This is a genomic window from Pseudonocardia sp. N23 (assembly GCF_002583555.1).
Classification (GTDB): Bacteria; Actinomycetota; Actinomycetes; order Mycobacteriales; family Pseudonocardiaceae; genus Pseudonocardia.
Map to the genome: position 1 here is coordinate 99,500 of NZ_BEGX01000001.1, position 26,132 is coordinate 125,631.

Here is a 26,132-nt window from a genome sequence, read left to right on the forward strand (position 1 = left end):
GTTGTTCACCATCACCGTCCGCGACCACTTCATGGTCGCCCACAGCTTCCGCGGCGAGGTGTTCGGCCCGGCGCAGGCCCTGCACGGGGCGACCTACGTCGTCGACGCCGCGTTCCGCCGCCCCGACCTCGACGCCGACGGCATCGTCGTCGACATCGGGCTCGCCACCGCCCAGCTGCACGAGGTGCTCGGCGAGCTCAACTACCGCAACCTCGACGACGAGCCCGCGTTCGCGGGTGTGAACACGTCGACGGAGTTCCTGGCCAGGGTGGTCGCCGACCGGCTGGCCGACCGCGTGCACGCCGGCGCTCTCGGGGAGGGCGCGCGCGGCCTGACGGGGATCGCGGTGACGCTCAACGAGTCGCACGTGGCGTCGGCGTCCTACGAGCGGGCGCTGTGAAGAGCGTGACCGTCGTCGTCATGCCCGCCGGCATCGACGACCCTGCCCGGCCATCCGGCGGCAACGTCTACGACCGGCGGCTCTGCACGACGCTGGCGGCGAACCGGCCGGTGTGCGAGATCGAGGTCGGCGGCACCTGGCCGCGCCCGGAGCCCGCGGCCCGGACGGCTCTCGCACAAGCGCTCGCCGCGATCCCGGCCGGCACTGTCGTGCTGCTCGACGGGCTGGTGGCCTGCGGGGTGCCGGAGGTCGTGGTGCCGCACGCGGCGCGGCTGCGGCTGGTCGTGCTCGTCCACCTCCCGCTCGGTGACGAAGCGGGCGCCGCGCCGGGCCTCGCCGCCGCCGAACGCCGGGTGCTGCACGCCGCGGCCGCCGTCGTCACGACGAGCCTGTGGACCGCCCGCCGCGTCGTCGAGGAGCACGGCGTCCCGGCCGCGCGGGTGCACGTCGCCGAGCCAGGTGCCGACCCGGCGCCGCTCGCCGCGGGGTCCGGCGACGGCCACAGCCTGCTCTGCCTGGGCGCGGTCACCCCGACGAAGGGGCAGGACGTGCTGGTCGAGGCGTTGGCGGCGGTGGCCGACCGGGAATGGACGTGCCGCGTCGGCGGCCCGCTCGACCGCGCTCCCGCATTCGCCCACCGGGTCCGGGACCGCGCCCGCGTGCACGGGCTCGCCGGCCGGGTCAGCTTCGACGGCCCGCTCGCAGGTCGCGCGCTGCACACCGCGTTCGACCGCGCCGACCTGCTCGTGCTGCCGTCGCGGACCGAGGCGTTCGGGATGGTCGTGCGGGAGGCCGCGGCCCGCGCGATCCCGGTCCTCGCCACCGACGCCGGTGGTGTCGGCGAAGCTCTCGGCGAGGGCGGCCTGCTCGTCGAGCCGGGGAGCGCCGGGGCGCTGGCCCGCGGACTGCGCCGCTGGCTCGACGACCCCGGGCTGCGGCAGGCGTTGCGCCGCAACGCGATGGCCGGGCGTTTCCTCGTCCCGGGCTGGGACGTCACCGCCGCCCGGGTCGCCGCGGTCCTCGATGCGCTCACCCCCGCGCCGGCGCTGGTCCGATGACCGACACCCTCGTCGCGCCCGCCCACGAGCATCCCCGCACGCTCGTGCTGCTGCGTCGTCACGGCAGTGCGGTCGGCGGGGTCGTGGTGCTGGCGGTCGTGGCATGGCAGCTCGGTGGGGGCCCGCTCCTCGACGGCCTGCGGGGGATCGACCCGCCCGTCGTGCTCGTCGCGCTCGCCGTCGGACTGCTCACGACGGCCTGCAACGCCGCGCGCTGGCGGCTCGTCGCGGGCGGGCTCGGGCTGCCGCTGCGGTTCCGGCCCGCGCTCGCCGACTCCTACCAGTCGACGTTCCTCAACACCGTGCTGCCCACCGGTGTGCTCGGCGACGTCGGGCGGGCCGTCGGGCACGGTCGTGCGGTCGGCGCGCTCGCCCGGTCGGCACGGGCCGTCGTCCTCGAACGGTTCGCGGGCCAGGTGGTGCTCGTCGCCGTCGGTCTGACGGTGCTGCTGAGCAGGCCCGATGCCTTCTCGGTGCTGCTGCCGGGTCCGGTGGCGCTCGCCGCAGCCGCGATGGTCGTGGCCGCCGGGGTCGTCGTGGCGGTGTGCGTGCCGCGGCTGCGCGCGGCCGTCGCGACGCTGCTCGTCGACGCCCGCACCGGCCTGCTCGCCGCCCGCGTCTGGCCGGGGGTGTTCGGGCTGTCGGCCGTCGCGCTCGCCGGGAACGCGACCCTGTTCGTCGTCGCCGCCCGCGCCATCGGGTCGGACGCGCCCGTCGTGCAGCTGCTGCCCGTGATCCTCGCGGCCCTGTTCGCGACGGGCCTGCCCATCGGCATCGGTGGCTTCGGCCCGCGCGAGGCCGCCGCGGCACTGGGCTTCTGCGCCGCGGGCCTCCCGGCTGCCGACGGCGCGTCCGCGTCGATCGTCTACGGCCTGCTGACGTTCGCGTCCACGGTCCCCGGTGCCGTGGTCCTGCTGTCCCGTCGGGGCCGCGCGGTCCGATGAGGACGGTCGGGAGCGTCGTCGCGGTCGTGCTCGTGGTCGCGGCGCTCGTCGCGCCCGCCGCGTTCACCGACCTCACCCCGGCGGCGTTCGCCCGCATCCCGCTGGAGGGGCTCGTCGCGGTCGCGGTGCTGCTCGTCCTGCGCGGCGGGGCGCGGCGGATCGCCGCCGTCGCGTTCGGCGTGCTGCTCGGCCTGCTCACCGTGCTCCGGTTGTTCGACCTCGGCTTCTCCGCCGTCCTCGACCGGCCCTTCGACCCGCTCACCGACGCGGGCCTGGTGAAGGGCGGCGTCGACTTCGTGCGCTCGTCGTCGGGCGGCGCCGCGGCTGTCGGGGCGGTCGTCGGCGCGGTCGTGCTGGGGCTGCTCGTCGTCGCGGGCGTGACGGCGGCGGTGCTGCGCACGGCGCACCTCGTCACGAGCCGTCCGGCGCCGTCCAGGCGGGTCGTCGCCGTGCTCACCGTGGCGTGGACCGTCCTCGCCGGGCTGGGCGCCCAGACGGCCGGGCTGCCCGTCGCGTCCCGGGACGCGGCGACCCTCGCGGCCGCCCACGTCGGCCAGATCGGGGCCGCCGTCGCCGACCGCCGCGAGTTCGAGGCGGCCGCCGCGCGCGACGAGTTCCGCACCACGCCGCCCGCCGACCTGCTGACCGCGTTGCGTGGCAAGGACGTCGTGCTGACCTACGTCGAGAGCTACGGGCGGTCCGCCCTCACCGACCCCTCCGTGGCTGCCCGGCTCGACGGTGCGGGTCTCCCCGCCCGCAGCGCCTGGCTGACCTCACCGACGTTCGGTGGCGGCAGCTGGCTCGCCCACTCGACGCTCGAGAGCGGGGTCCGGATCGACGACCAGACCCGCTTCGACGACCTCGACGCCACCGGCCGGCTCACCCTCGCCGCCGCCTTCCGCCGCGCCGGCTGGGACACCGCCGCGGTGCAGCCCGGCACCACGTCCGGCTTCCCCGACGCCGACTTCTACGGCTACGACCAGGTCCTCGACGCCCAGCTCCTCGGCTACGAGGGCCCCGCCTTCAGCTTCGCGACGATGCCCGACCAGTACACGCTCGCGACCTTCCAGCAGCGCCTGCGCGCACCGGGCCACGCGCCGCTGATGGCCGGGATCACGCTGGTCTCCAGCCACGCGCCGTGGACGCCGCTGCCCACCCTCCTGCCGTGGGACCGGGTCGGCGACGGCTCCGTCTACGCCACGATGTCCGGGCCGAGCCTGCCGCCGCAGGCCATCCTCACCACCGACCCCGCCGTCGTGCGCGCCGACTACCTCGCGTCGATCCGCTACTCGCTCGCCACGCTGATCTCCTACCTGCAGAACTACGGCGACGACGACCTCGTCATGGTGTTCCTCGGCGACCACCAGCCCGCACCCGTCGCCACCGGCAACGACCCGAACCGCGACGTGCCGGTCACGGTCGTCGCGAAGGACCCGGCCGTCCTCGACCGTATCGCGGGCTGGGGCTGGGACCCCGGGTTGCGGCCGGGGGCGCAGGCGCCGGTGTGGGGGATGGACGCCTTCCGCGACCGCTTCCTGACCGCGTTCGGCCCGGCCGGGAGTCAGCCGCCGTCGCGGTAGGCCGGCGCCCGTCGCGGGGTGTCGCGGGGCCGGCTGCGCAGCAAGGGCAACGTCCGCGGCGCCACCACCTCCGAGAGCACGACGACACTCGTCGACCGCGCCACCACCCCGGACCGGTTGAGCTCCAGCAGGGTGCGCTGCAGGTCCTCGTGCGACGACGCCGCCAGCCGGCACAGCACGTCCGACGAACCCGTCGTCGCGTAGGCCTCCAGCACCGCCGGGTGCGCGGTGAGCTCGGCGGCGACGTCGTCGAGGGCGCCCTGGGTGATCTCCAGCGTCACGAACGCGTGCACACCGAAGCCGGCCGCGACGAGGTCGACGTCCGGGCCGTACCCGGTGATCACGCCCTCGCGCTCGAGCCGGTCGATCCGCGCCTGCACCGTTCCCCGTGCGACCTGCAGCAACCGCGACAGCTCCAGCGCCCCCGCCCGCGGGTGCTCGCGCAGCGCGGCGAGCAGGTCGACGTCGAGTGCGTCGAGGTCGGTCATGTAGGCGGACTGTACAGCTGCCCGGCGTCCCGACTCCCCGATCTGTACAGCAGAGTCAGCCAGGCCGGCCTCGCTTGCGTAGAGGACGCAGCCGCGCTGTCCTCTCCGTACACAGCGGACAGGGGAGACGCCATGAGCATCGACCACGACCTCGATCCCGGACAGCTGCACCGCCTGCTGGGGCTCGTCGACCACGACACCGGCTCCGACCCGTTCCCCGTCACCGGATGGGACGCGGTCGTCTGGGTCGTCGGCAACGCCGCGCAGACCGCGCTGCTGTACCGCCTCGTACTGGGCATGGAGCTCGTCGCCTACTCCGGGCCCGAGACCGGCAACCCCGACCATCACGCCTACGTGCTGCAGGCCGGGGAGGTGCGGTTCGTCGTCACCGGCGGCGTCGACCCGGGCAGCCCCCTGCACGACCGGCACCGCCGCCACGGCGACGGCGTCTCCGACGTCGCCCTCGAGGTCCCCAACGTCGACCGCGCCGTCGCCCACGCCCGGTCCGCCGGCGCGACGGTCCTCGACGAGCCGCGCGACGTCACCGACGAGCACGGCACCGTCCGCACCGCCGCGATCGCGACCTACGGCGACACCCGCCACACCCTCGTCGACCGGTCCCGCTACACCGGCGCCTACCTGCCCGGATACGTCGCACAGCACGCCCCGGCGCTCGGCTCGCCCGCGTTCCGGGCGCTCGACCACGTCGTCGGCAACGTCGAGCTCGGGCGGATGGACGAGTGGGTCGCGTTCTACACCCGGGTCATGGGGTTCACGAACATGGCCGAGTTCGTCGGTGCCGACATCGCCACGGACTACTCGGCGCTGATGAGCAAGGTCGTCGCCAGCGGGAACCGGCGGGTGAAGTTCCCGCTCAACGAGCCCGCGCAGGGGCGCAAGCGCTCGCAGATCGACGAGTACCTCGACTTCCACGCAGGCCCCGGTGTCCAGCACCTCGCCCTGGCCACCGACGACATCCTCGCAACGGTCGACGCCCTGCGCGCCCGGGGCATCGAGTTCCTGCCGACCCCGCCGTCCTACTACTCCGATCCGGCGCTGCGGGCCCGGATCGGCGACGTCCGCGTCGAGATCGACGAGCTCGCCGCCCGCGGCATCCTGGTGGACCGCGACGAGGACGGCTACCTGTTGCAGATCTTCACCGCCCCCATCGGCGACCGCCCGACGGTGTTCTTCGAGTTCATCGAGCGACACGGCTCGCTGGGCTTCGGGAAGGGTAACTTCAAGGCGCTGTTCGAGGCCATCGAGCGCGAACAGGCCCGCCGCGGCAACTTCTGACGATTGCCACTCACGACCTGTCGGTGAGCGCCCGGGCAGCCGTGAGGCCGCGCCCCGCCCGGTGCCGGGTCTTCTCAGTGGGTCAGCGGTCGAGCCAGGTCGTCCCGTAGAACATGTCCCTGGACAGGTAGCGGTCGATGCCCTTGACGTCCTTCTTCGTGATCGTGGCCAGGTAGGCCCGGCTGATCCAGACGACGGCCAGGTCCTTGTTCACCTGGTCCTCGACCTGCTGGTAGTCCTTCGTGCGCTGGGCGTCGTCGCTGGTGACCGCCGCGTCGGCCAGCCACTTGTCGACGTCGGGGTTCGAGTACTTCCCGAAGTTCCCGCTGCCGCCGGTGCCGACGAGCCGCTGCGCCCCCGGGAACGGGTTGTCCAGCGGCGCGACGGTCGTGCTCAGCTGGAAGTCCCCGCTCTGCACGACGGCCGACGAGTACTGCGCGAGGTCGTAGGTCTTGACGTCGACCTTGATCCCGATGGCCGCCATCTGCGCCTGCACGAACTCGGCGAACGGCTGGCGGCTCGTCGTGGTCTTGAACGTGAAGTCGGGGTTCCCGCCCTTGGCCCGGTAGGCGGCGACGAGCTCCTTGGCCTTGGCCTGGTCGAACGTCGGCCACAGGTCGGAGGCAGCCTGGTCGTGGTACGGGCTGGACCGGTCGAAGAGGCTGGTGGCCGTCGTCAGCCGGTTGTTGTACTGGCTGGCCGACAGGGCGTTCATGTCCAGTGCGCGGATGATCGCCTCGCGCATGGAGCGGTCGTCGAACGGCGCCTTGGTGAAGTTGAAGAACAGGTACTCACCGGAGTTGCCGGGGCCGTAGTAGACCTGCAGGTTCGAGTTGTTCAGGCCGCGGACGAGCTCCTGGTTGTAGGCGGCGAAGGCCAGGTCGATGTCGCCGTTCTGCGTCGACGACGTGCGGGTCTCGGTGTCGGGCAGCGGGCGGAACTCCAGCCCGTCGAGGTAGGGCATGCCCTGCTGCCAGTAGTCCGGGTTGCGCGCCAACGTCATCTTCGAGTCGCGGACCCAGCTGGTGAGGGTGAACGGGCCGGCGCCGACGGGGTGGGTGCCGATGTCCTTGCCCCACTGCTGCAGCGCCGCCGGCGAGATGATCATGCCGAGGGTGCCGTTGAAGCCGCTCTGGGCGAACACGATCGGGAACGACGCGAGCGGCGACTTCAGCGTGAACCTCACGGTCAGCGGGTCCACGGCCTGCATCGAGGCGATCATCGCAGCGTAGGTGTGGGCGGGCGAGGTCGCCTTGTCGATGTGGCGCTGGGTGTTGACGATGACGGCGTTCGCGTCGTAGGCCGTGCCGTCGGAGAACCTCACGTTCGGGGTGAGGGTCATCGTCCACGTCGTGCCGTTGTCCGACGTCGCCATGCCCGTCGCGATGAACGGCTCCACCTTGCCGTCGGCGGAGAGCTTGAGCAGCGAGTCGAAGACGGCGTTCTGCGCCATGTTGGTGTTCTGCACCGTCGGGTCGAAGGTGACGGACTCGCGGTCGGCGCCGAGGATCAACGTGCCGCCCTTCTTGGGCGTGCCCTCCTTGGCGAGGTCACCGCCGTAGGGGTCGACCGCCGTGATCGGCCCGGTCTGCGCGCCCGAGGACCCTCCCGCCGACCCGCAGCCCGTCACGACCAGCAGCATCGTGACGGCCGCGGCCACCACCCCGGCCCAGCGTGCCTGTCGCCACCGTCCGCCTGCACGCACCTGCATTCGCCCACCCACTCCTCGTCGAGTCCGGCAGTGATCACCCGGAGTTCCGCGTGCGGGGCCGCGGGGGCGGCCCCGCACGTCAGGCCTGCGTCGTCCCCGCCGGCGCCGGTGCCGACACACCGACACCGCCGCGCGTGTCCGCGCCGTAGCGCGCGATCTCCGCCGGCAGGTCCAGCGGCACCCCACGACGCGTGCGCGCCTCGTAGGTGGCGTCGTCGAGCCGGTCGGCGGGGACGAGCCAGGCCACCTCGAACTCGATGCCGTCAGGGTCGCGCGCGTAGATGCTCTTCGTGGTGCCGTGGTCGGTGGCGCCGACGAGCGCGCCCGCACCTCCGAGCACCTCCGCGAGCTCCCCGAGCTCGCGCAGTGTCCGCAGCTCCCAGCCCAGGTGGTACAGCCCCACCGTGGTGGTGCCCGCCGACGAGTCGTGCGCGCCGTCGCCGATCGCGAACAGGCCGACGTCGTGGTCGTTCGTCGAGTCCGGGGCCTGCATGAACGCCGCCCGGCCGGGCCGGTCCATCACGACCCGGAAACCGAGCAGGTCCCGGTAGAACGCCACGCTGCGGTCGACGTCACGGACATAGAGGACGGCGTGGTTGAGCCGGCTGATCCCCACGACGGCGTCAGTCGCCGGCGATCGGGAGATGGCGCCCGACCGAGTCGAGGGCCTCGCGCACGGCAGGGTCGTCGTCGGTGCCCAGGTAGCGCCAGTCCTCGCCCTCCTCGAGCACCTTGTCGGCGGCTCGGATCGCGGTGAAGTCGCGGCCGTCGCCGGCCAGCGCGGGCGGTGCGGTGCCGTCGGTCTGCAACGCCTTCGCCGCGCCGAGCAGGATGCGTCGCATCCGGATGACGGCCTTGTCGAGCTGGCCGAGCTGCTCGGTGCTGCGGTCGTAGATCGGGCCCATCGACTCGGTGACCATCAGGTCCTGGCTGACGAAGTCGGCGACGCCGCTGAAGGTCTCGGTGCGCTGGACGTCGCGGTCGAGCTTGTAGCCGTTGTCGGCGGTGTACTCGCGCGGGGTGATGCCACCGACCCTGCGGGTGAACGGCGTCTCGAACGGGCTGACGCTGTGCAGCGGGGCACCGCCGTGGCCCTGCGGGTTGGCGTCGACCTGGGCGTCGAAGTTGTAGCGCCAGCAGCTGTGGTCGTCGATGGGGACGACCATGAGGTGGCGGGTGTTGTAGGGGATCGCGGCGATGATCGTCGAGTACGGGGCGATGTACTCGGTGATGCGGACGTTCGTGTGCCCGTTGGGAGTGGTCCGCAGGCCGGCGTAGCGGTAGCCGTACCAGGTGTTCTCCACCTCGATGCGCGGCGCCTGGTCGTGGGTCCAGAACCGCCACGTCGCCTTGTTCGACGGGTAGCCGGGCTTGTCGGTGCCGTCGTCCTCGAACTCGCCCGCGGCGAAGAAGCCGTGCAGCCAGGAGATGTGGGCGGTGTCGAGGTTGCCCTCCATCGTCTGGATCCAGTTGCAGTCGGCGTAGAGCTTGGAGGCCAGCGTCTTCTCGGCCGGCAGCGTCTCGGTGCCGAAGTCGCGGAAGGGCGTCATCGTGTCGGCGGGACCCATGTAGGTCCAGGCGATCCCGCCCGACTCGTGCACCGGGTACGACTTGGCCTTGACCCGGTCCTTGAACGAGCTCTCCGCCGGCTCGCTCGGCATGTCGACGCAGTTGCCCTCGGTGTCGAACTTCCAGCCGTGGTACGGGCAGCGCAGCCCGCACTCCTCGTTGCGCCCGAAGAACAGGGAGGCGCCGCGGTGCGGGCAGTTCTCCTGGATCAGGCCGACCTTGCCGGTGGTGTCGCGGAACGCGACGAGCTTCTCGCCGAGCAGCGTCACCCGCAGCGGGGTGCCGTCGGGCTCGGGCAGTTCCTCGCTGAGCAGGGCGGGGGTCCAGTAGCGGCGCAGCACGTCGCCCATCGGAGTCCCCGGCCCGACCCGGCACAGGGTCTCGTTGTCCGTGTGCGACAGCATCGTCGGCCCTCCTCGTGGCGTGCGTCCGGGCACGCCTGTCATTCCGGCACGGCTGTGTCCCGGGCGCGGTCGTGCCGTTCCCGGGGCGAATTCGTGATGTCGGCGGGATTCCGCCGGATCGCGTCCTCGACGTTAACGCAGGCATTTCACACGGCGGAAACAACGAATTCGTCTATCGCGCCATCAGCGTGGTGAATACCATCACAGCGAATTAAGGTAGGCTGTCCTGTCTTTCCGGCCGTGATGAGATGGGGACGTGACGTCCTCGTCGACGAGGCTCGCCCGTCTCGATCTCAACCTGCTCGTGGTGCTGCGCGAGCTGCTGCGCGAACGCAACGTCACCCGCGCGGCCGCCCGCGTCGGCGTCTCCCAGCCCGCCGCCAGTGCCGCGCTCGCCCGCCTGCGCCGCCACTTCGACGACGAGCTGCTCGTCCGCAAGGGCGCGGGCTACGAGCTGTCGGCGCTCGCCCACCAGCTCGTCGACCAGGTCGAGACGGTCTGCGAGGGCATCGACCGGCTGCTGTCCACCGGCGCCGACTTCGACCCCGCCACCTCGCACCACGAGTTCACGGTCGTCATGTCCGACTACGCCATCGCCGTCATGGGGGAGCGGCTCGCCGCCGAGACCCGCGCGCACGCACCCCATGTCCGGCTCAACATCGTCCTGGTCCGCGAGGCCCTCGCAGCCGGAATCGACCGCACCATCCGGGCCGTCGACGCCGTCGTCTCCTCCGCGACGGCCCGGTTCCGGCTGCCCGAGATCCGGTCGGCGCTGCTGTTCCGCGACCGCTGGGTGTGCGTCGTGGGCGGCGACGCCCCCTTCGGCGACACGCTGACCGTCGACGAGCTGCGCGACGCCGACTGGGTCGTGCCCTACCACCGCGACACCGAGTTCCCGTCGGTCGTGCCCGTCAGCGGGCAGCTCGCCGCCCTGGGCATCCGGCCTTCGGTCGCGGTGCGCGTCGACAGCTACACCGCCGTCCCGTTCCTCGTCGCCTCCTCCGGGCACGTCGCGCTCATGCAGGAGACGCTGGCCCGGACGCTGCAGGACCGGCTCGGCCTGCGGGTGCTCGATCCGCCCGCGCCACTGGAACCCTTCGTCGAGCGGCTGTGGTGGCACGAGCGGCTCACCTCGGACCCGGCCCACCGCTGGTTCCGCCGGATCGTCGAACGCGCGGCCCGCCCGCTCTGAGGGCGGTCCCCGGGAACCTGCCCCGGGGATGCAGGAACGGCACTTTCCCGCAGCCCAGTTGCGGGAAAGTGCCGTTCCTGCAGAACGGAGCGCCCGGACGTGCAGGGCCCCTGCTCGGCCGGGACGCGGCCGCGCCGCTCACAGGGGCAGGGGGTCAGGACTTCCAGGTGCCGGCGAAGAACAGCTCGCTGGACAGGTACCGCGAGACGCCCTTGACGTTCGGGCGCGCGATCGCGGCCTTGGCGGCCCGCGACAGCCAGATCACCGGCAGGTCGGCGGCGACCAGCTCCTGCGCCTTCTTGTACGCGGCGATCTGCGCGGCGGGGTCGGTCGTCGCGGCGGCCTGGTCGAGCGCGGCATCGACCTCCGGGTTCGAGTACTTCCCGTAGTTGTTGATGCCGCCCGTGTGGAACTGGTTGGTCATGAACGGGAACGGGTTCTCGTACGGCCCGCTGATCCAGGTCGCCGTGCCGAACTGGGTGCCCTGGATGATCGGGCCGATGAACGTGGAGATGTCGTCGAACTGCAGTTCGACGTTCACGCCGATGGCCGCCCACTGGGCCTGCAGGAACTGGCCCATCTGGTGGTCGTCGGGGGAGTTGCCGGTGTTGTAGGTGAAGTCCGGGTTCCCGCCGCCCGCCTTGTAGGCGTCGATCAGCTTCTTGGCGCCGGCCTGGTCGAACTTCGGATAGGCGTCGGCGGCGGCCTGGCTGAAGTACTGGTCGCCCTCGGCGAACGGTGTCGTCGCCAGCTGCCCGACGTTGTTGTACTGCGTCGCGTTCAATGCCTTCGGGTCGATGGCCATGATCAGGGCCCGGCGCACGGACTTGTCGTCGAACGGCTTCTTGGTGAGGTTGTAGTAGAGGTACTGGCCGTCGCCGCCGGGGCCGTAGTACGTGTTCAGGTTCTTGTCCAGCGACGCCCGGCGCAGCTCGGAGAAGAAACCGCCGATGTCGAGGTCGATGTCACCGTTCGCGACGGAGGCGTAGCGTGCGTCGGTGTCGGAGATCGGCCGGAACTCGATGCCGTCGAGATAGGGCTTTCCCTTGTCCCAGTAGTTGTCGAACTTCTTGACGACGATCTTGTTGTTCGGAATCCACTGGACGAAGGAGAAGGGCCCTGCACCGACGGGGTTGCGGCCGTAGTCCGCGCCTTCCTTCTGCACGGCGGTCGGCGAGGCGATGGTGCCGAGGTTGCCGGAGGAGAAGGGCAGGGCGAACGACGTCGGGAACGTCGCGGTCGGGCGCTTCAGCGCGAAGGTGATCGTGAGGTCGTCGGTCGCGGTCATCGAGGCGATCGGCTCGGTGTAGAGCTTGCCGAGCGCGGTCGGGGTGTCCATCTGCCGCTTGACGTTGAAGAGCACGGCGTCGGCGTTGAACGGGGTGCCGTCCTGGAACGTGACGCCGGGCCGCAGCTTCATGACCCAGGTGGTGCCGCCGTCGGGGGTGTCCATCGACTGCGCGAGGTAGGGCTTTGCGACGCCCTTGTCGTCCATCTTGAGAAGCGAGTCGTACACCGCCGAGGCCATCAGGTTGGACCCGACGACCGGGTCGAACGAGCGGGCCTCGGTGTACATGCCGACGATCAGCGTGCCGCCGGACTTCGGAGTGCCCTCGTCGGCGGGGTTGCCGCCGAACGGCTTGGACGAGTCCAGCTTGTCGGGGTTGGTCGCGGCGGACGTGGCGCCGCCGTTCGACCCGCACCCCGTCGCGACGAGCACGACAGCCGCGAGCGCGGCGACCGCGGCGGCCATCCGTGATCGCCGGCGGTGTCCTGGAACGTGGCGTCCTCGAACAGAGCGCATGACGGACACACCTCTCTCGAACTGCCCATACGGCGGTGTACTGGCACGACCTGAGGCGGCGAGGCCGCTTGGGCGGCACGCGTCGCAGGAGGTCACCGACAGAGGCAGCACGGCGTGCGGAGGCGCGCGACGTGCCCATGCCGAGAGGAACTGCGTGGTGCCGGCGCGCTGCCGAGGGGGTGCGGCGCGTCGTCCCGGAACCGGCGGTGAGCATATCCGCGCACGGAGATGGTCAACAATGACGAGGGCGCAGCAGATCCGGACGACGCGTGCGACCGACGGCCGTCGGCAGCGACGTCGCGCGCAACCCCGACGGTCGGGTTCGGGCGCGCGGACGACGGTGAGGCTGCGCCCGGAGATCCCCGGACGCAGGACGGCCCCGCCCGGGAGTGCCGGGCGGGGCCGTCCGCGGAACGGAGAGGCGGTCAGGCGTTGGCGCCCTGTCGGCGACGTTCCATGAGGCGCCAGATCATCGGCGTGAAGATCAGCTGCATCGCGAGGTCGAACTTGCCGCCGGGGCAGACGATCGTGTTGGCCCGGGACATGAACGAGTCGTGCAGCATCGACAGCAGGTAGGAGAAGTCGATGCCCTTCGGGTCCGCGAAGCGGATGATCAGCATCGACTCGTCGGCCGTCGGGATCGCGCGCGCGATGAACGGGTTGGACGTGTCGACCATCGGGACCCGCTGGAAGTTCACGTGCGTGCGCGAGAACTGCGGGCAGATGTGGTTCACGTAGTCCGGCATGCGGCGCAGGATCGTGTCGGTGACGGCCTCGGTGGAGTAGCCCCGCTGCGTCTTGTCGCGCTGCAGCTTCTGGATCCACTCGAGGTTGATCACCGGGACGACACCGATGAGCAGGTCGGGGTGCTGCGCGACGTCGACCTTCTCGGTGACGACCGCGCCGTGCAGGCCCTCGTAGAACAGCAGGTCGGAGTCGGCGGGCAGGTCGGCCCACGGCGTGAAGGTGCCGGGCGACTGGTTGTAGGGCGCGGCCTCCTCGTCGTCGTGGAGGTAACGGCGGACCTTGCCGCTGCCTGTCTCGGCGTAGGTGCGGAACAGCTCCTCGAGCTCCTCGAAGAGGTTCGACTCGGGGCCGAAGTGGCTGAAGCTGTGGTCGCCGCGGGCGTGCGCCTCGGTCATCGCGACCTTCATCTCGGCGCGGTCGAAGCGGTGGAAGCTGTCGCCCTCGACCGCGGCCGCGTTGATGTGCTCCCGGCGGAAGATCTGCTGGAAGGCGCGCATGACCGAGGTCGTCCCGGCGCCCGACGCACCGGTGACCGCGATGATGGGGTGCTTGCTCGACATCGTGTCTCCGTTCGCTGACGCGGTCAGGTCGTGGTGCGGAACAGGCCGCGGGTGCCGTAGAAGGGCGTGTCCACCCCGGTGTCGACGTTCTCGACGTGGTACTTCGAGATCCTCTCGACCTCCTCGACCGCACCGAAGATCAGCGCGATGCGCTGGTGCAGCTCGGTGGGCTGGACGTCGAGGATGCGCTCGTGGCCCGTGTTCGCGGCGCCACCGGCCTGCTCGATGATGAACGCGACGGGGTTGGCCTCGTAGAGCAGGCGCAGCCGGCCCGGCTTGGCCGGGTCCTTGGTGTCGCGCGGATAGAGGAACACGCCGCCGCGGCTGAGGATGCGGTGGGTCTCGGCGACCAGCGACGCCACCCAGCGCATGTTGAAGTCCTTGCCGCGGGGGCCCGACTTGCCGGCGAGGCACTCGTCGACGTAGCGGCGCACCGCGGGCTCCCAGAAGCGGCGGTTGGACGCGTTGATCGCGAACTCCGACGCCGTGTCCGGGATGCGGATGTTCTCACGGGTGAGGATGAACTCGCCCAGGCGCGGGTCGAGGGTGAAGGCGTGCGTGCCACGGCCGACCGTGAGGACCAGGATCGTCGACGGCCCGTAGATGGCGTAGCCGGCGGCGACCTGGGTGGTGCCGGGCTGCAGGAAGTCGTCGGCGGTGGGGTTGCCGCCCGCGCTGTCCGGCGAGCGCAGCACCGAGAAGATGCTGCCGACGGACACGTTCACGTCGATGTTCGACGAACCGTCCAGCGGGTCGAAGACCAGCAGGTACTTGCCCCGCGGGAACTCGGCGGGGATCTCGTAGGGGTCGTCGAGCTCCTCCGACGCCATGCCCGCGACCTGTCCGCCCCACTCGGTGGCGCGGATGAAGATGTCGTTGGACATGACGTCGAGCTTCTGCTGGGTCTCACCCTGCACGTTGACGGTGCCCTGGGCACCGAGCACGCCCTCGAGCGCGCCGTAGGCGACGCGGCCCGCGATGGCCTTGCAGGCGATCGCGACGTCGAGGATCAGCGAGTTGAGGTCGCCCACCGCGTCGGGGTGGCGGCGACGCTCGTCGTTGAGGAACCGGGCGAGCGTCGTACGGTCGGCGAGCATGTGTGCGTTTCTCCCCGCAGCCGAGTCGAACAGAGACTGAGACGAACAAGAACAGGTGATGCCGGACCCGGACCGGGGCCCGACGGGCGACCGGTGGCCGCTGGCGGGCGTTGTGCACCCACGGCGCGGCCGGTCCGTGTCGTCGAGATTGCCGTCCCGGGCCGCCGCGCCCATCCCCTACCGGGGTGGCGGGCCGGGGGTGATGCGGAGGGGCGGTTCCGGTGGCCGCGGTCACTACAGTGACGCCGTGGACGCGACCGGGACGACGCGCGTCGCGGGCGACGAAGCCCCCGACGAGGCGGATCCCGACATGCCCGCGGCGCGGCGACGCCGCTGGTGGCGGCGGTCGCGCCGGCTCCCGTCGTCGGATGCGACGGCGGTGCTCGCGGTAGGCGCCGCGATCGCCGAGGACCTCCGGGGCGGGCTCGTCCACGACCGGGCCGGAAGGGCGGCGCGGCGACTGCGGTCGCTGCTCGACGCCGAGGCCGTCGGTCTCGCCGGGATGTCCGGTCCGCTGGCGTGGGCGGGGCGGCCCGACGAGGCGGCGACCGGCCTCGTCGACCAGGTGCGTCGTGACGGGCACCGGGCGGGCCGTGCCGGGCGCACCCTCGCGCTGCCGCTGCCCGTGCGCGGCGAACCGGGTGGGGTGCTGGTCGTCGTGGGTGCGGTGCCCGCGGCGGCGGCGCGGCAGGCGGCCGCGTGGACGGGGGAGGCGCTGGCCCGCAGCAGGCTGGAGTCGTCGGCGGAGGCCGCGGAGCGGGCCGAGCTGCGGGCGCTGCGCGCGGAGATCTCGCCGCACTTCGTCTACAACGCGTTGACGACGATCGCGGCGTTCGTGCGCTCGGACCCCGACCGGGCCCGCGAGCTGATCCGCGACTTCGCCGAGTACATCCGGCACAACCTGGCCCGCCGCGGCGAGTACACGACGCTGGCCGGGGAGTTCCGCGCGATCGAGGCCTACCTGGAGCTCGCGCGGGCGGTGCTCGGGGAGCGGCTGCGGGTGCAGGTGCGCATCGCGCCGGAGGTGCTTCCCGTCGCACTACCGTTCCTCACACTGCAGCCGCTCGTGGAGAACGCCGTGCAGCACGGTGTCGAGCGGATCGAGGGTGGCGGGTCGGTGCAGGTCAGCGGGGAGGCGCAGGGGACGGACTGCGTCATCGCGGTGGAGGACGACGGCCCCGGCATGGACCCGGAGCACGCCCGCGCGGCGCTCGCGGGGGAGGGGCAGGGCTCGGGGCTGGCGCTCGCGAACGTCGACCGCAGGCTGCGTGCGGTCTACGGGCCGCAGTACGGCCTGGTGATCGAGACGGCGGAGGGTGCGGGCACCCGGATCGTGGTGCGGGTGCCGCGGTTCGCGCCCGGAGTGGTGGCCCTCTGATGGCCGACCGGTTGCGGGTCCTCGTCGTCGACGACGTCGCGCCCGCCCTCGACGAGCTCTGCGGGATGCTGCGCGACTCGCCGTGCGTGGGGGAGGTCGTCCCGGCCGCCGACGCGGTGACGGCGCTGCGCCTGATCCAGGCCGCCGACCGGGACGGGCCGTTCGACGCCGCGTTCCTCGACATCTCGATGCCGGGCATGGACGGGCTGGAGCTGGGGTCGCTGCTGTCGCGGCTGGCCGACCCACCGGAGATCGTGTTCGTCACCGCCTTCGAGGAGCACGCCGTGTCGGCCTACGGCGTCGGTGCCCTGGACTACCTGCTCAAACCGGTGTCGACGGAACGTCTCGACGGTGCGCTCGCCCGGATCCGCCGCGTCGTGGGGGCGTCGCGGGAGGAGGTGCCGACCGGCGTCCGCGCGGCCGAGCCGGTCGACCAGCTGGCCGCGGTGCCCGTGGAGCTGGGCGGGCGGACCCGCTGGGTGCGCCGCGACGACGTGCGTTTCGTCGAGGCCCAGGGCGACTACGTGCGGCTGCACACCCGCGGTGGGTCGCACCTGCTGCGGATGCCGATCTCGCGGCTCGAGGAGCACTGGGCCGACCACGGCTACACCCGCGTGCACCGCAGCTTCCTGCTCGACGTCTGCTCGGTGCTGGAGCTGCGCAGCGACAGCGGCGGCGGGCTGCTCGCCCACACCGACGCGGGCGACGTCCCGGTGAGCCGCCGGCACGCCCGCGCGCTGCGCGACCTGCTCCTCGACGCCGCGACGCGCGGCGACTTGCGCGGGGCCAGGTGAGCTCGGCGTGGTGAGCCGCCCCCGCAGGATCACCGTGACGAGCCCGCAGACCGCCGTCGTGCTGACCGCGCGGCGCGGCGCGGTGTCGTCGCCACCACCGCGGCTCTCGGCGGTCGAGCGTGACCGCGCCGAACGCCTCCGCCGAGCCCAGCTGCGGCTCGCGCTCGTCGGGCTGGCGGGCCTCGCGCTGTTGCTCGTCGGGCTGCCGATCCTGCTCGACGCCGTGCCGGAGCTGATCCGGCCGCGGCTGTTCGGGCTGCCGGTGAGCTGGGTGGCCGTCGCGGTGCTGCCCTACCCGGCGCTCGCCCTGCTCGCGTGGCGGCAGCTGCGCCGGGCCGAACGCCTCGAACGAGCAGACGAGAACACCGGGGACGACGACACGTGATCGCCCTCGCCGCGCTGCCGGTGGTGCTGGCGACGCTGCTCGTCGGGGCTCGCGGGGTCGCGGCGCTGCGGTCGACGTCGGACTTCCTCGTCGCGTCCCGGCGCATCTCACCGACACTGAACGCGGCCGCGGTGTCGGGGGAGTACCTGTCGGCGGCGTCGTTCCTGGGGGTGGCGGGGCTCGTCGTCAAGAACGGGGTGGGGGCGCTCTGGTACCCGGTCGGGTTCACGGCGGGCTACCTGGCGATGCTGCTGTTCGTCGCGGCCCCGATGCGGCGCACCGGCGCGCTGACGGTGCCCGACTTCGCGGAGGCGCGGCTGGGCTCACCCGCCCTGCGCCGGTTCTGCGCGGTCGTCGTACTCGTGATCGCGGGGCTCTACCTGGTGCCGCAGTTCACCGCCGCCGGGCAGGTGTTGATGGCGGTCAGCGGCCTGCCGTACTGGGTCGGTGTCGTCGTCTCCGGGGTGGCGGTGAGCGTCACCCTCGCCCTCGGCGGCATGCGGGCGGCGACGTACGTGCAGGCGTTCCAGTTCGTCCTCAAGCTGCTGCTGTTCATCGTCCCGGCGGTGTGGCTGATGACCGCGGTCGGGCCCGAGACCCGCCACGACGCGCTGCACCCGGCGGAGTTCAGCCGGTTCACCGCGGACACGCCCGTCGAGTTCCGGCTGCCCACGCGCATCGAGGTCCCCGCACCCATGACGGTCCTCGCCGACACCGACGCCGGTCCGGTCCCGGTGCACCTGGAGCCGGGCCCGTACGTCGTGCCCGGCCAGGCCCGCTGGGTGTTCCCCGCGGGTGCCGACGTGCCGCGCATCCGCGGCACCGCCCTGCCCGGCAGCGACGACTGGCAGCGCCCGCTGCTCGACTCCGACCGCTCCGGGCACTCGCTGCTCGCGACGTGGTCGGTGCTCGTGGCCACCGCCCTCGGGACGATGGGGCTGCCCCACGTCATCGTCCGCTTCCACACCAGCCCCGACGGCCGCGCCGCCCGCCGGACCGCGGCGATCACCGTCGGCCTGCTGGGCACGTTCTACCTGTTCACGTGGGTGTACGGGCTGCTCGGCGGGGTGCTCATGCCGGAGCTGTACCTGTCGGGGGCCACCGACACCGCGGTCGTCGAGCTGCCCGGCCGGGTCGACGACGGCACCGCCGGGCAGGTGTTCACCGGGCTGCTGACGGCGGGGGCGTTCGCGGCGTTCCTCGCGACGTCGCTGGGGCTGCTGCTCGCGCTCGCCGGCGCCGTCTCCCACGACCTGCTGCCCGGCTCGCTGCGCCGGCTGCGGCTGACGGCGCTGGTCGCGGCGGCCGTCGTCGTCCCGATCGCGTTGCTGGCATCGCGCGTCGACGTCGGGGCCGTCGTGACCTCGGCGTTCGCGGTCGCGGCGTCGACGTTCTGCCCGCTGCTGGTGCTCGGGATCTGGTGGCGACGGTTGACGGTGCGCGGCGCGTTCGTCGGCATGGGCATCGGCCTGGCCGCGTCGGCGGGGGTGATGGCCGCGAGCCTGCTGATCCAGCCCGCGCCCGGCGTCACGGCGCTGCTGCTGGGCCAGCCCGCGCTCTGGTCGGTGCCGCTGGCCTTCCTGACGATGGTGCTCGTCTCGCTGCGCGACCGGCCCCCACCCGGTGCCGAGTCGGCCATGTTGCGCCTCCACCTGGACGAGACACGGGCGTGACCAGCGCCACCGTTCGACGTGGAACGCGACCGTTGGTCGACCGTTCGTCGTCGCGGTGAGGTGTGTGTCGCGCGTTACTTCCGGCTGCTCACCGGTGCCGCTTTCCTCGTGCCGGAGTCGACCGGCAGGCCTGCGAGGAGGCAACGTGAGCACCACCGAGTCACCACCCCCTGCGGACGGGGTGAGGGACGCCGACTGGGAAACGGTCCAGGCGAGCCCGGAGTTCCAGTCGCTGCGACGCCGGCTGCGGCGCTTCGTCTTCCCGCTGACCGCGGCCTTCCTCGTCTGGTACCTGCTCTACGTGCTGCTGGCCAGCTACGCACCGGCGTTCATGGCGACGAAGGTCGCCGGCAACATCAACATCGGGCTGATCTTCGGGCTCCTGCAGTTCGTGACCACCTTCGCGATCACCACCTGGTACGTGAAGTGGGCCGACAAGAACTTCGACCCACCCGCCGCCGCCATCCGTGAGGAGATCGAGGGGAGCGGGCGATGAACCTGGCTCAGGCCGCCGGCGGCGTCGCGGGCAGCAACCCGTGGCTCAACATCGGCATCTTCGCCGTCTTCGTCATCGTGACGCTGACGATCGTCGTGCGGGTGTCCAAGCGTGCGACCAGCGGCGCGAAGGACTTCTACACCGCGGGCGGCGGGTTCTCCGGTCCCCAGAACGGCATCGCGATCTCCGGTGACTACCTGTCGGCGGCGTCGTTCCTCGGCATCGCCGGTGCCATCGCGCTCTACGGCTACGACGGCTTCCTCTACTCGATCGGCTTCCTCGTCGCGTGGCTCGTCGCGTTGCTGCTCGTCGCGGAGCTGCTGCGCAACACCGGCCGCTTCACGATGGGCGACGTCCTGGCGTTCCGGATGCGGCAGCGGCCCGTCCGGGCGGCCGCGGCCACGTCGACGCTCGTGGTGTCGTTCTTCTACCTTCTCGCCCAGATGGCCGGTGCCGGCGGGCTCGTCGCCCTGTTGCTCGACGTCAAGTCCAAGACCGGGCAGTCCATCGTCATCGCGATCGTCGGCGTGCTGATGATCGCCTACGTGCTCATCGGTGGCATGCGCGGCACGACGTGGGTCCAGATCATCAAGGCCGTCCTGCTCATCGTCGGCGCAGGTGTCATGACGTTCTGGGTCCTCGGCAAGTTCGGCGTCAACCTCTCACAGCTGATGGGTGGCGCCGTGGACCGCGCCGGCCAGGGCGGGGAGAAGCTGCTCAACCCGGGCGCGCAGTACGGCAAGACCGGGCTGACCAAGCTCGACTTCGTGTCGCTGGGCCTCGCGCTCGTGCTCGGGACCGCCGGCCTGCCGCACATCCTGATGCGCTTCTACACCGTGCCGACGGCCAAGGAGGCCCGCCGCTCGGTGGTCTGGGCGATCTGGCTGATCGGCCTGTTCTACCTGTTCACGCTGGTCCTGGGCTACGGCGCCGGTGCGCTCGTCGGCCCGGACGCGATCAAGAAGGCCCCCGGTGCGGCCAACTCGGCGGCGCCGCTGCTGGCCTACGAGCTGGGCGGGACGGTCCTGCTGGGCCTGATCGCGGCGGTCGCGTTCGCGACGATCCTCGCCGTCGTCGCCGGGCTCACGATCACTGCGTCGGCGTCGTTCGCCCATGACATCTACGTCAACGTGATCAAGCGTGGCAAGGTCGACGACACCCAGCACACCGAGGTGAAGATCGCGCGGCGCACGGCCGTCGTGATCGGCATCGTGGCGATCGCCGGCGGCATCCTGGCCAACGGCCAGAACATCGCGTTCCTCGTGGCGCTGGCCTTCGCGGTGGCGGCCTCGGCGAACCTGCCGACGATCCTGTACTCGCTGTTCTGGAAGCGGTTCAACACCGCAGGCGCGCTGTGGAGCATCTACGGCGGTCTCACGATCACCCTGGTGCTGATCGTCTTCTCACCGGCGGTGTCGGGCAAGCCGGTCGACCCGGTGACGGGCCGGAGCCCGTCGATGCTGCAGGGCGTGGACTTCCACTGGTTCCCGCTCGACAACCCGGGCCTGGTCTCGATCCCGGTGTCGTTCCTGCTCGGCTTCCTCGGCACGATGCTGTCGAAGGAGAAGGTCGACAAGGCCCGCTTCGCCGAGATGGAGGTCCGGTCGCTCACCGGTGCCGGCGCCGAGAAGCCGGTCGCGCACTAGGACAGCGGTACAGCACGACCGACCGGTGCGGGTCCGCGGGATCGCGGGCCCGCACCGTCGTGCGGGCGTAGGGTCGGCTGCCGTGACCGCGTCGCTGACCGCGACCGCCCGCGATGTCGCGAGCGGCGCCACCACCGCAAGCCGGCTGGTCGAGGAGGCGCTCGAGCGCCTCGCCGCGACCGAACCCGACATCCACGCCTGGGTGACCGTCGCCGCCGACGCCGCCCGTGACGAGGCCCGCCGCCTCGACGCGGGCCCGCACCGGGGCCTGCTGCACGGCGTCCCCGTCGGGATCAAGGACATCGTCGATGTGGCCGGGCTCCCGACCGAGTGCGGATCGCCGCTGTGCGCCGGCGCCGTCGCGACCGCGGACGCCTGGGTCGTCGCCCGGTTGCGGGAGGCGGGCGCGATCGTCCTCGGCAAGACCGTGACCACGGAGTTCGCCTACTTCGAGCCCGGTCCGACCCGCAACCCGCGCGACCTGTCCCGCACCCCGGGCGGCTCGTCCAGCGGATCGGCCGCCGCGGTCGCGGCCGGGGTCGTGCCGGTGGCCGTCGGCACGCAGACCGCCGCGTCGGTGATCCGGCCCGCCGCGTTCTGCGGTGTCGCCTCCTACGTGCCGCCGGTCGGCGCGCTGTCCTACGAGGGGGTGCACCCGATGTGCCCGTCGCTGGACACGGTCGGCTTCTTCGCGAGGACCGTCGAGGACCTGGCGCTGGTCCGTGCGGCCGTCGGTGCCTGGAACGACGTGCCCGCCGCACGCACTGACGCGCCCACGCTGCTGCTGATGCGCGGCGACGAGCTCGGCCCGGTCGAGCCGGCGATGGCGGGCGGGCTGGAGCGGGCCGTCGCGGCACTGCGCGGCGCCGGGGCGCGGATCACCGAGGCGGCGCTGCGCCTGGGACCGCTGGAGGACGACCACCTCACGGTCATGGAGTACGAGGCGGCGATCTCGATGCGCACCGAGCTCACGACGGTGCCCGACCGGCTCAGCGACATCCTGCGCGAGATGCTGGAGAAGGGGACGACCGTCAGCGAGGCAGCGTGGTCGGCCGCGCGGGCCCGGGCCACGGCCCAGCGCGACCTGGTCACCGGGATGCTCGGCGAGGCGGACGCGATCCTGCTGCCCGCCGCCCCCGGCCCGGCACCGGAGGGCTTGGGCGCCACCGGGAAGCCGACGATGTCGCGGCCGTTCCAGGTGATGAACCTGCCCGCCGTCGCGGTGCCCGGGATGCGGACTCCCGAGGGTCTGCCGCTGGGGATGCAGCTCGTCGGCCACCCCGGACGGGAGGCGCAGCTGCTCGCGACGGCGGCGTGGGTGCAGCGGAGGCTCGACGTCTGACGAGGAAGAAGCGCCGGCGGGGGTGAGCCGCCGGCGCGGGTTGGTGCCGGGTGCGGGCCCCGGATCGCGGGACCCGCACCCGGAGTCCTACTTGACGACCGGCGCGCCCATCGGCAGCGCCCGTCCTCCCAGCTCCTGGTTCATGGCGTCGTAGAACAGGTAGATGCCGATCAGGCAGAACACGAACACGGCGATGCCGCCGCCCGTGAGCATTCCGGTCGACCCACCGAGGACACCGGCGAGGACCAGCGCGACCGCGATGTCGACGACGACGAACAGCAGGGTGAAGGCCAGCGGCAGCCGCATCGTCGCGAGGGTGACGACGACCAGCACCACCAGCCACGAGATCAGGAACGTGGCCTGCAGGGACTGGATCTGGGATGCGGCGGCGGTGGCGTCCGTGGCGGACACCCCGAACCACCCGTTGACCAGGCCCATGACCATGAACCCGAAGCTCATCCAGAACACACCGAACATCCCGAAGATGCCGGCGATGGCGCTCTGGCCTGCCCGGGCGGCCCACAGGCCCGAGGCCAGCACGCCGATTCCGGCGGCGAAGAAGACGGCCGGGACCAGACCGCCGGGAAGAGCGGCCGGTAGGTAGCCGACCAGCCACAGGCCGAGCGTGATACTCCCGACCAGGAAGCACGGTAGCGCGAACAGCGACGGGTTGGCGGCCGGGGCGGCAGCAGCTGCCGGCGCCTCGGCGACGGGGGCCTGCGCCTCGTTCTCGACTGTCATGACCGGATCTCCTCGTTGAGTTCGGTACTGCAGCGGTGAGTACTTCGTGAGTACGGCGAGGGACGTGCGTGCCATGGCGTGCGCGGGCACCGTGGCCGCGGGGACCTCCTGGACCGACGATGTGGACGGGGCCACGCACACCGGCTCGCGTGGTGGCCCGGACGCATCGTGACCCTGTGGCGAGGCGCTGGATGTCTCGAAAAGAGACGGTGACCGATTCGTGATGTCGCTGGTCACAGGGCCGTGACCCGACCGACGGTCGGGTCACGGCGTTCAGGGAATGTCCTGGCGCCTGCTCAGGCCTGCTGCGCGTCGAACATCCACCGCTGCTTCTCCAGCCCGGCGACGATGCCGATCAGCAGGTCCTGGGTCACCGGGTCGAGCTCGCCGAGGCGGTCGATCCGGGTGCGCGTCCGTGCGATCACGGTGTCGAGGATGCGCACGGCATGCGCGACGGCGCCGCTGTCGGGGATGCGGCCCTCGGGGGCCTCGGCGAGCGGGGTCTCCTTGGCGACGATGGCGACGCGACCGTCGGCGGGAAGGCCCAGTGCGACGGCGCGCTCGGCGACGGCGTCGCCCGCGGCGCGCGCCTCGTCGGTCAGCCCGTCGAGCTGCTCGTGGACCGGGAGGAAGGAGCGGCCGGTGACGTTCCAGTGCAGCTGCTTGGCCTGCAGTGCGAGGTCGGTCAGCTCGACGAGCGTGTCCTGCAGGTCGGTACCGATGCGGTCGAGATCCATGGTGGGTGGGCCTCCTCGGGGTGAGTCGCTTCTTTCTGGACTGAATCCAGATTACGCCTTTTCTGGATCAAGTCCAGAAAAGGGCGCTGTGCGCTCGCTCTCGGAAGGTCAGGCTGAGCTGGGTCGCGTGGCCACGGCGGTCGTGGCGCAGTGGTCGACGAGGGAGTCCGCCAGGTCGTGGGCCCAGTCGGCGTCGCCGGGCTGATCGGTGAACAGCGCGCGGAAGTACAAGGGGGCCATCAGGACGTCGGCGGCCCGGTCGACGGTCGGCACCACGCCGCCCCGGTCCCGCTCCCGGTCGAGCATCGCCCCGAGCTGGGTGCGGCGCTCGACGATGCACGCGCACCCGCCTCCGGTGCTGCTGCCCAGTGCCGCGCGGATGATCGCGAGCGTCTCGGGGTCGGTGAGGTCGGTGGCGACGTCGGTGACCCAACGTCGCAGGTCACCGCGTAGCGAGCCGGTGTCGGGGACGACGAGGTCGTCGGTGAACCGGCTCTCCGCGACGGCGGCGAGCAGGTCACCGAGGGAGGCCCAGCGCCGGTAGACCGTCGTCGGGTGCACGCCTGCCCGCGCGGCGATCGCGGGCATCGTGAGCTGCTCGGCGGGGGCGTCGGCCAGTAGTTCGATGACCGCGCGGTGCACCGCGGTCCGGACGCGCGCCGAGCGGCCGCCGGGGCGCGCCCGCGGTCCGGCGTGGGCGGTTCGGAGAGTGGTGTCCGTTTCCGGACGCGGATCGGCGTCCGAACGGGTGGTGTCTGCCGCGCGCGTGGCCATGACGGCATTATTGCAGCGATCGTTGCGTTGACGCCGTCGTCTCTAACGCAACGATCACTGCAGTCTGGAGCGCGATGTCCGCCACCGCACCCTCCGCCGCCCCGCCGGCGACGAACCCGTCACGACGGCTGTCCCGTGACCGCACCTTCGCCGCCGTCGCCGCCGTCGTCGTGCTGTTCATGGCCGCCGCGGGGGCCCCGACCCCGCTCTACGTCGTCTACCAGCAGGCCTGGGGATTCTCCAAGACGACGCTCACCGTGGTCTTCGCCGTCTACGTCCTCGGCCTGCTCACCTCGCTCCTCGTCGCGGGCGCCCTGTCCGACCACATCGGCCGCCGCCCCGTCCTCGTGGCCGCGATCGGCCTCGAGGCCGTCGCCTTCGTGCTCTTCCTCGTCGCCGGGGGCGTCCCGGTGCTTCTCGTCGCCCGCGCCCTGCAGGGACTCGCCACCGGTGCCGCCATCACGGCGCTGTCCGCCGCACTCGTCGACAACGCCCCCACCCACGAACCCGGTCGGGCCGGCGTGGTCAGCAGTGTCGCCCCGGTCGCCGGGCTCGGGCTCGGTGCCCTCGGCGCCGGCGCCCTCGTCCAGTACGCGCCGGCCCCGACCCACCTCGTGTTCGTCGTCTTCCTGGTGCTGCTCGTCGTCGCCGTCGTCGCCGTCGCGTTCATGCCCGAGACGTCCGCCCGGGTGCCCGGCGCGCTCGGGTCGCTGCGGCCCGTCGTCGGTGTCCCGCGCAGGCTGCGTGCCGAGGTCATCGCCCTGGTGCCGATCCTGCTGGCCTCGTGGTCGCTGGGCGGGTTGTTCTTCTCGCTCGGGCCGTCGGTGGCCGCCGAGGTCCTCGGCCTGCACAACCACCTGGTCGGCGGGCTCGTCGTCGTCCTGCTGTGCGCGCCCGGCGCGCTGACGTCGTTGCTGTTGCGATCGTGGCCGCTGGAGCGGCTGCTCACCCTCGCGGGCGTGTTCGTCACCGTCGGGACCGCGGTCGCGCTCGTCGGCGTCGACAACCGGCTCGGGATCGTCGGGACGCTGGGCACCGTCGTCGCCGGGGTCGGGTTCGGTGCCGCGGCGCTGGGGACCTTCGGGACCTACGCGCGCATCGCCGCACCCCACGAGCGCGGTGCCCTGTTTGCGGTCGCGTACACGATCTCCTACCTGGCCTTCAGCATCCCGGCCGTCGCCGCGGGCTTCGCCGCGACGTCGCTCGGCCTGCAGGTCGCGACTGCCGGATACGGGGTCATGGTCGTCACACTCGGCGTGCTGGCCCTCGTCGCGCAACGTCTCGCCGGCCGTCGCCGCGCCGCCGCTGTCGCCTGA

Annotated in this window: 24 protein-coding genes; 14 read left to right on the plus strand and 10 right to left on the minus strand. The window is 72.2% G+C overall.

Going from position 1 to position 26,132, the window contains the following annotated elements; translation table 11 throughout:
• The first annotated feature begins 1 nt into the window (after position 1).
• From TOK_RS00485 to TOK_RS00500, 4 genes are read left to right on the plus strand one after another with little or no spacing between them, the layout of a single operon-like run.
• A complete protein-coding gene (locus tag TOK_RS00485) occupies positions 2 to 400 on the plus strand; it encodes a 6-carboxytetrahydropterin synthase (protein ID WP_098955738.1) in 399 nt (132 codons plus the stop codon).
• 20 nt (positions 401 to 420) lie between these two features.
• Positions 421 to 1,458 (plus strand): glycosyltransferase family 4 protein, encoded by a 1,038-nt coding sequence (locus TOK_RS00490; protein WP_098955808.1) that lies wholly within the window; start codon positions 421 to 423, stop codon positions 1,456 to 1,458.
• Complete coding sequence (locus tag TOK_RS00495; RefSeq protein ID WP_098955739.1) at positions 1,455 to 2,402, plus strand: lysylphosphatidylglycerol synthase transmembrane domain-containing protein; 948 nt, start codon at positions 1,455 to 1,457, stop codon at positions 2,400 to 2,402. The genes TOK_RS00490 and TOK_RS00495 overlap by 4 nt, the downstream gene beginning before the upstream one ends.
• Positions 2,399 to 3,982 carry a sulfatase-like hydrolase/transferase gene (locus TOK_RS00500; RefSeq protein ID WP_098955740.1) on the plus strand — a complete coding sequence of 528 codons (1,584 nt, stop codon included), beginning with the start codon at positions 2,399 to 2,401 and terminating at the stop codon, positions 3,980 to 3,982. Before TOK_RS00495 ends, TOK_RS00500 begins: the two co-directional genes overlap by 4 nt.
• Here the strand turns inward: TOK_RS00500 and TOK_RS00505 are convergent.
• Positions 3,964 to 4,470 (minus strand): Lrp/AsnC family transcriptional regulator, encoded by a 507-nt coding sequence (locus tag TOK_RS00505; RefSeq protein ID WP_098955741.1) that lies wholly within the window; start codon positions 4,468 to 4,470, stop codon positions 3,964 to 3,966. The two genes, TOK_RS00500 and TOK_RS00505, sit on opposite strands and share 19 nt — an antisense overlap.
• A gap of 132 nt (positions 4,471 to 4,602) precedes the next feature.
• On the opposite strand from TOK_RS00505, the gene hppD reads away from it, so the two are divergent.
• Positions 4,603 to 5,766: a 4-hydroxyphenylpyruvate dioxygenase gene (gene hppD, locus TOK_RS00510; protein WP_098955742.1), complete on the plus strand. Its 1,164-nt coding sequence runs from the start codon at positions 4,603 to 4,605 to the stop codon at positions 5,764 to 5,766.
• A gap of 82 nt (positions 5,767 to 5,848) precedes the next feature.
• Here the strand turns inward: hppD and TOK_RS00515 are convergent, their stop codons facing one another.
• The 3 genes from TOK_RS00515 to TOK_RS00525 form a co-directional block, all read right to left on the minus strand.
• A complete protein-coding gene (locus TOK_RS00515) occupies positions 5,849 to 7,477 on the minus strand; it encodes an ABC transporter substrate-binding protein (RefSeq protein WP_098955743.1) in 1,629 nt (542 codons plus the stop codon).
• Between the two features lie 79 nt (positions 7,478 to 7,556).
• A complete protein-coding gene (locus TOK_RS00520; protein ID WP_098955744.1) occupies positions 7,557 to 8,093 on the minus strand; it encodes a VOC family protein in 537 nt (178 codons plus the stop codon).
• Between the two features lie 7 nt (positions 8,094 to 8,100).
• Complete coding sequence (locus tag TOK_RS00525) at positions 8,101 to 9,450, minus strand: Rieske 2Fe-2S domain-containing protein (RefSeq protein ID WP_098955745.1); 1,350 nt, start codon at positions 9,448 to 9,450, stop codon at positions 8,101 to 8,103.
• A 256-nt stretch (positions 9,451 to 9,706) separates the two neighbouring features.
• Between TOK_RS00525 and TOK_RS00530 the strand changes: the two genes are divergently transcribed.
• Positions 9,707 to 10,642, plus strand: a complete 936-nt coding sequence (locus TOK_RS00530; RefSeq protein ID WP_098955746.1) for a LysR substrate-binding domain-containing protein — start codon at positions 9,707 to 9,709, stop codon at positions 10,640 to 10,642.
• A gap of 154 nt (positions 10,643 to 10,796) precedes the next feature.
• Here the strand turns inward: TOK_RS00530 and TOK_RS00535 are convergent, their stop codons facing one another.
• The 3 genes from TOK_RS00535 to TOK_RS00545 form a co-directional block, all read right to left on the minus strand.
• Positions 10,797 to 12,395, minus strand: coding sequence for an ABC transporter substrate-binding protein (locus tag TOK_RS00535; RefSeq protein ID WP_172457329.1), 1,599 nt, complete (start codon positions 12,393 to 12,395; stop codon positions 10,797 to 10,799).
• A 476-nt stretch (positions 12,396 to 12,871) separates the two neighbouring features.
• Positions 12,872 to 13,753 carry a phosphoribulokinase gene (locus TOK_RS00540; RefSeq protein WP_098955747.1) on the minus strand — a complete coding sequence of 294 codons (882 nt, stop codon included), beginning with the start codon at positions 13,751 to 13,753 and terminating at the stop codon, positions 12,872 to 12,874.
• A 23-nt stretch (positions 13,754 to 13,776) separates the two neighbouring features.
• Positions 13,777 to 14,850 (minus strand): class 1 fructose-bisphosphatase, encoded by a 1,074-nt coding sequence (locus TOK_RS00545; protein ID WP_098955748.1) that lies wholly within the window; start codon positions 14,848 to 14,850, stop codon positions 13,777 to 13,779.
• Between the two features lie 310 nt (positions 14,851 to 15,160).
• Between TOK_RS00545 and TOK_RS00550 the strand changes: the two genes are divergently transcribed.
• From TOK_RS00550 to TOK_RS00580, 7 genes are all read left to right on the plus strand, one after another.
• A complete protein-coding gene (locus TOK_RS00550) occupies positions 15,161 to 16,228 on the plus strand; it encodes a sensor histidine kinase (RefSeq protein ID WP_098955810.1) in 1,068 nt (355 codons plus the stop codon).
• Positions 16,228 to 17,022: a LytTR family DNA-binding domain-containing protein gene (locus tag TOK_RS00555; RefSeq protein WP_098955749.1), complete on the plus strand. Its 795-nt coding sequence runs from the start codon at positions 16,228 to 16,230 to the stop codon at positions 17,020 to 17,022. The genes TOK_RS00550 and TOK_RS00555 overlap by 1 nt, the downstream gene beginning before the upstream one ends.
• 34 nt (positions 17,023 to 17,056) lie before the next feature.
• The gene (locus TOK_RS00560) at positions 17,057 to 17,407 is read left to right on the plus strand and encodes a hypothetical protein (protein ID WP_253258095.1); all 351 of its coding nucleotides are present in this window, start codon (positions 17,057 to 17,059) and stop codon (positions 17,405 to 17,407) included.
• Positions 17,404 to 19,080, plus strand: a complete 1,677-nt coding sequence (locus tag TOK_RS00565; protein WP_098955750.1) for a cation acetate symporter — start codon at positions 17,404 to 17,406, stop codon at positions 19,078 to 19,080. The genes TOK_RS00560 and TOK_RS00565 overlap by 4 nt, the downstream gene beginning before the upstream one ends.
• Positions 19,081 to 19,225: 145 nt before the next feature.
• Positions 19,226 to 19,576 carry a DUF485 domain-containing protein gene (locus TOK_RS00570; RefSeq protein ID WP_098955751.1) on the plus strand — a complete coding sequence of 117 codons (351 nt, stop codon included), beginning with the start codon at positions 19,226 to 19,228 and terminating at the stop codon, positions 19,574 to 19,576.
• Positions 19,573 to 21,222: a cation acetate symporter gene (locus TOK_RS00575; RefSeq protein ID WP_374754836.1), complete on the plus strand. Its 1,650-nt coding sequence runs from the start codon at positions 19,573 to 19,575 to the stop codon at positions 21,220 to 21,222. The genes TOK_RS00570 and TOK_RS00575 overlap by 4 nt, the downstream gene beginning before the upstream one ends.
• Before the next feature lie 82 nt (positions 21,223 to 21,304).
• Complete coding sequence (locus tag TOK_RS00580) at positions 21,305 to 22,564, plus strand: amidase (protein WP_098955752.1); 1,260 nt, start codon at positions 21,305 to 21,307, stop codon at positions 22,562 to 22,564.
• A gap of 87 nt (positions 22,565 to 22,651) precedes the next feature.
• On the opposite strand, the gene TOK_RS00585 is transcribed toward TOK_RS00580, so the two are convergent.
• The 3 genes from TOK_RS00585 to TOK_RS00595 form a co-directional block, all read right to left on the minus strand.
• A complete protein-coding gene (locus tag TOK_RS00585; RefSeq protein ID WP_098955753.1) occupies positions 22,652 to 23,305 on the minus strand; it encodes a GPR1/FUN34/YaaH family transporter in 654 nt (217 codons plus the stop codon).
• 296 nt (positions 23,306 to 23,601) lie between these two features.
• Positions 23,602 to 24,042, minus strand: coding sequence for a DNA starvation/stationary phase protection protein (locus TOK_RS00590; RefSeq protein ID WP_098955754.1), 441 nt, complete (start codon positions 24,040 to 24,042; stop codon positions 23,602 to 23,604).
• Positions 24,043 to 24,150: 108 nt separating this feature from the next.
• On the minus strand, positions 24,151 to 24,684 hold the full coding sequence (locus TOK_RS00595) for a TetR/AcrR family transcriptional regulator (RefSeq protein ID WP_253258096.1): 534 nt from the start codon (positions 24,682 to 24,684) through the stop codon (positions 24,151 to 24,153).
• A 206-nt stretch (positions 24,685 to 24,890) separates the two neighbouring features.
• Here TOK_RS00595 and TOK_RS00600 point away from each other — a divergent pair, with 206 nt between their 5' ends.
• Positions 24,891 to 26,132 carry an MFS transporter gene (locus TOK_RS00600; RefSeq protein ID WP_098955756.1) on the plus strand — a complete coding sequence of 414 codons (1,242 nt, stop codon included), beginning with the start codon at positions 24,891 to 24,893 and terminating at the stop codon, positions 26,130 to 26,132.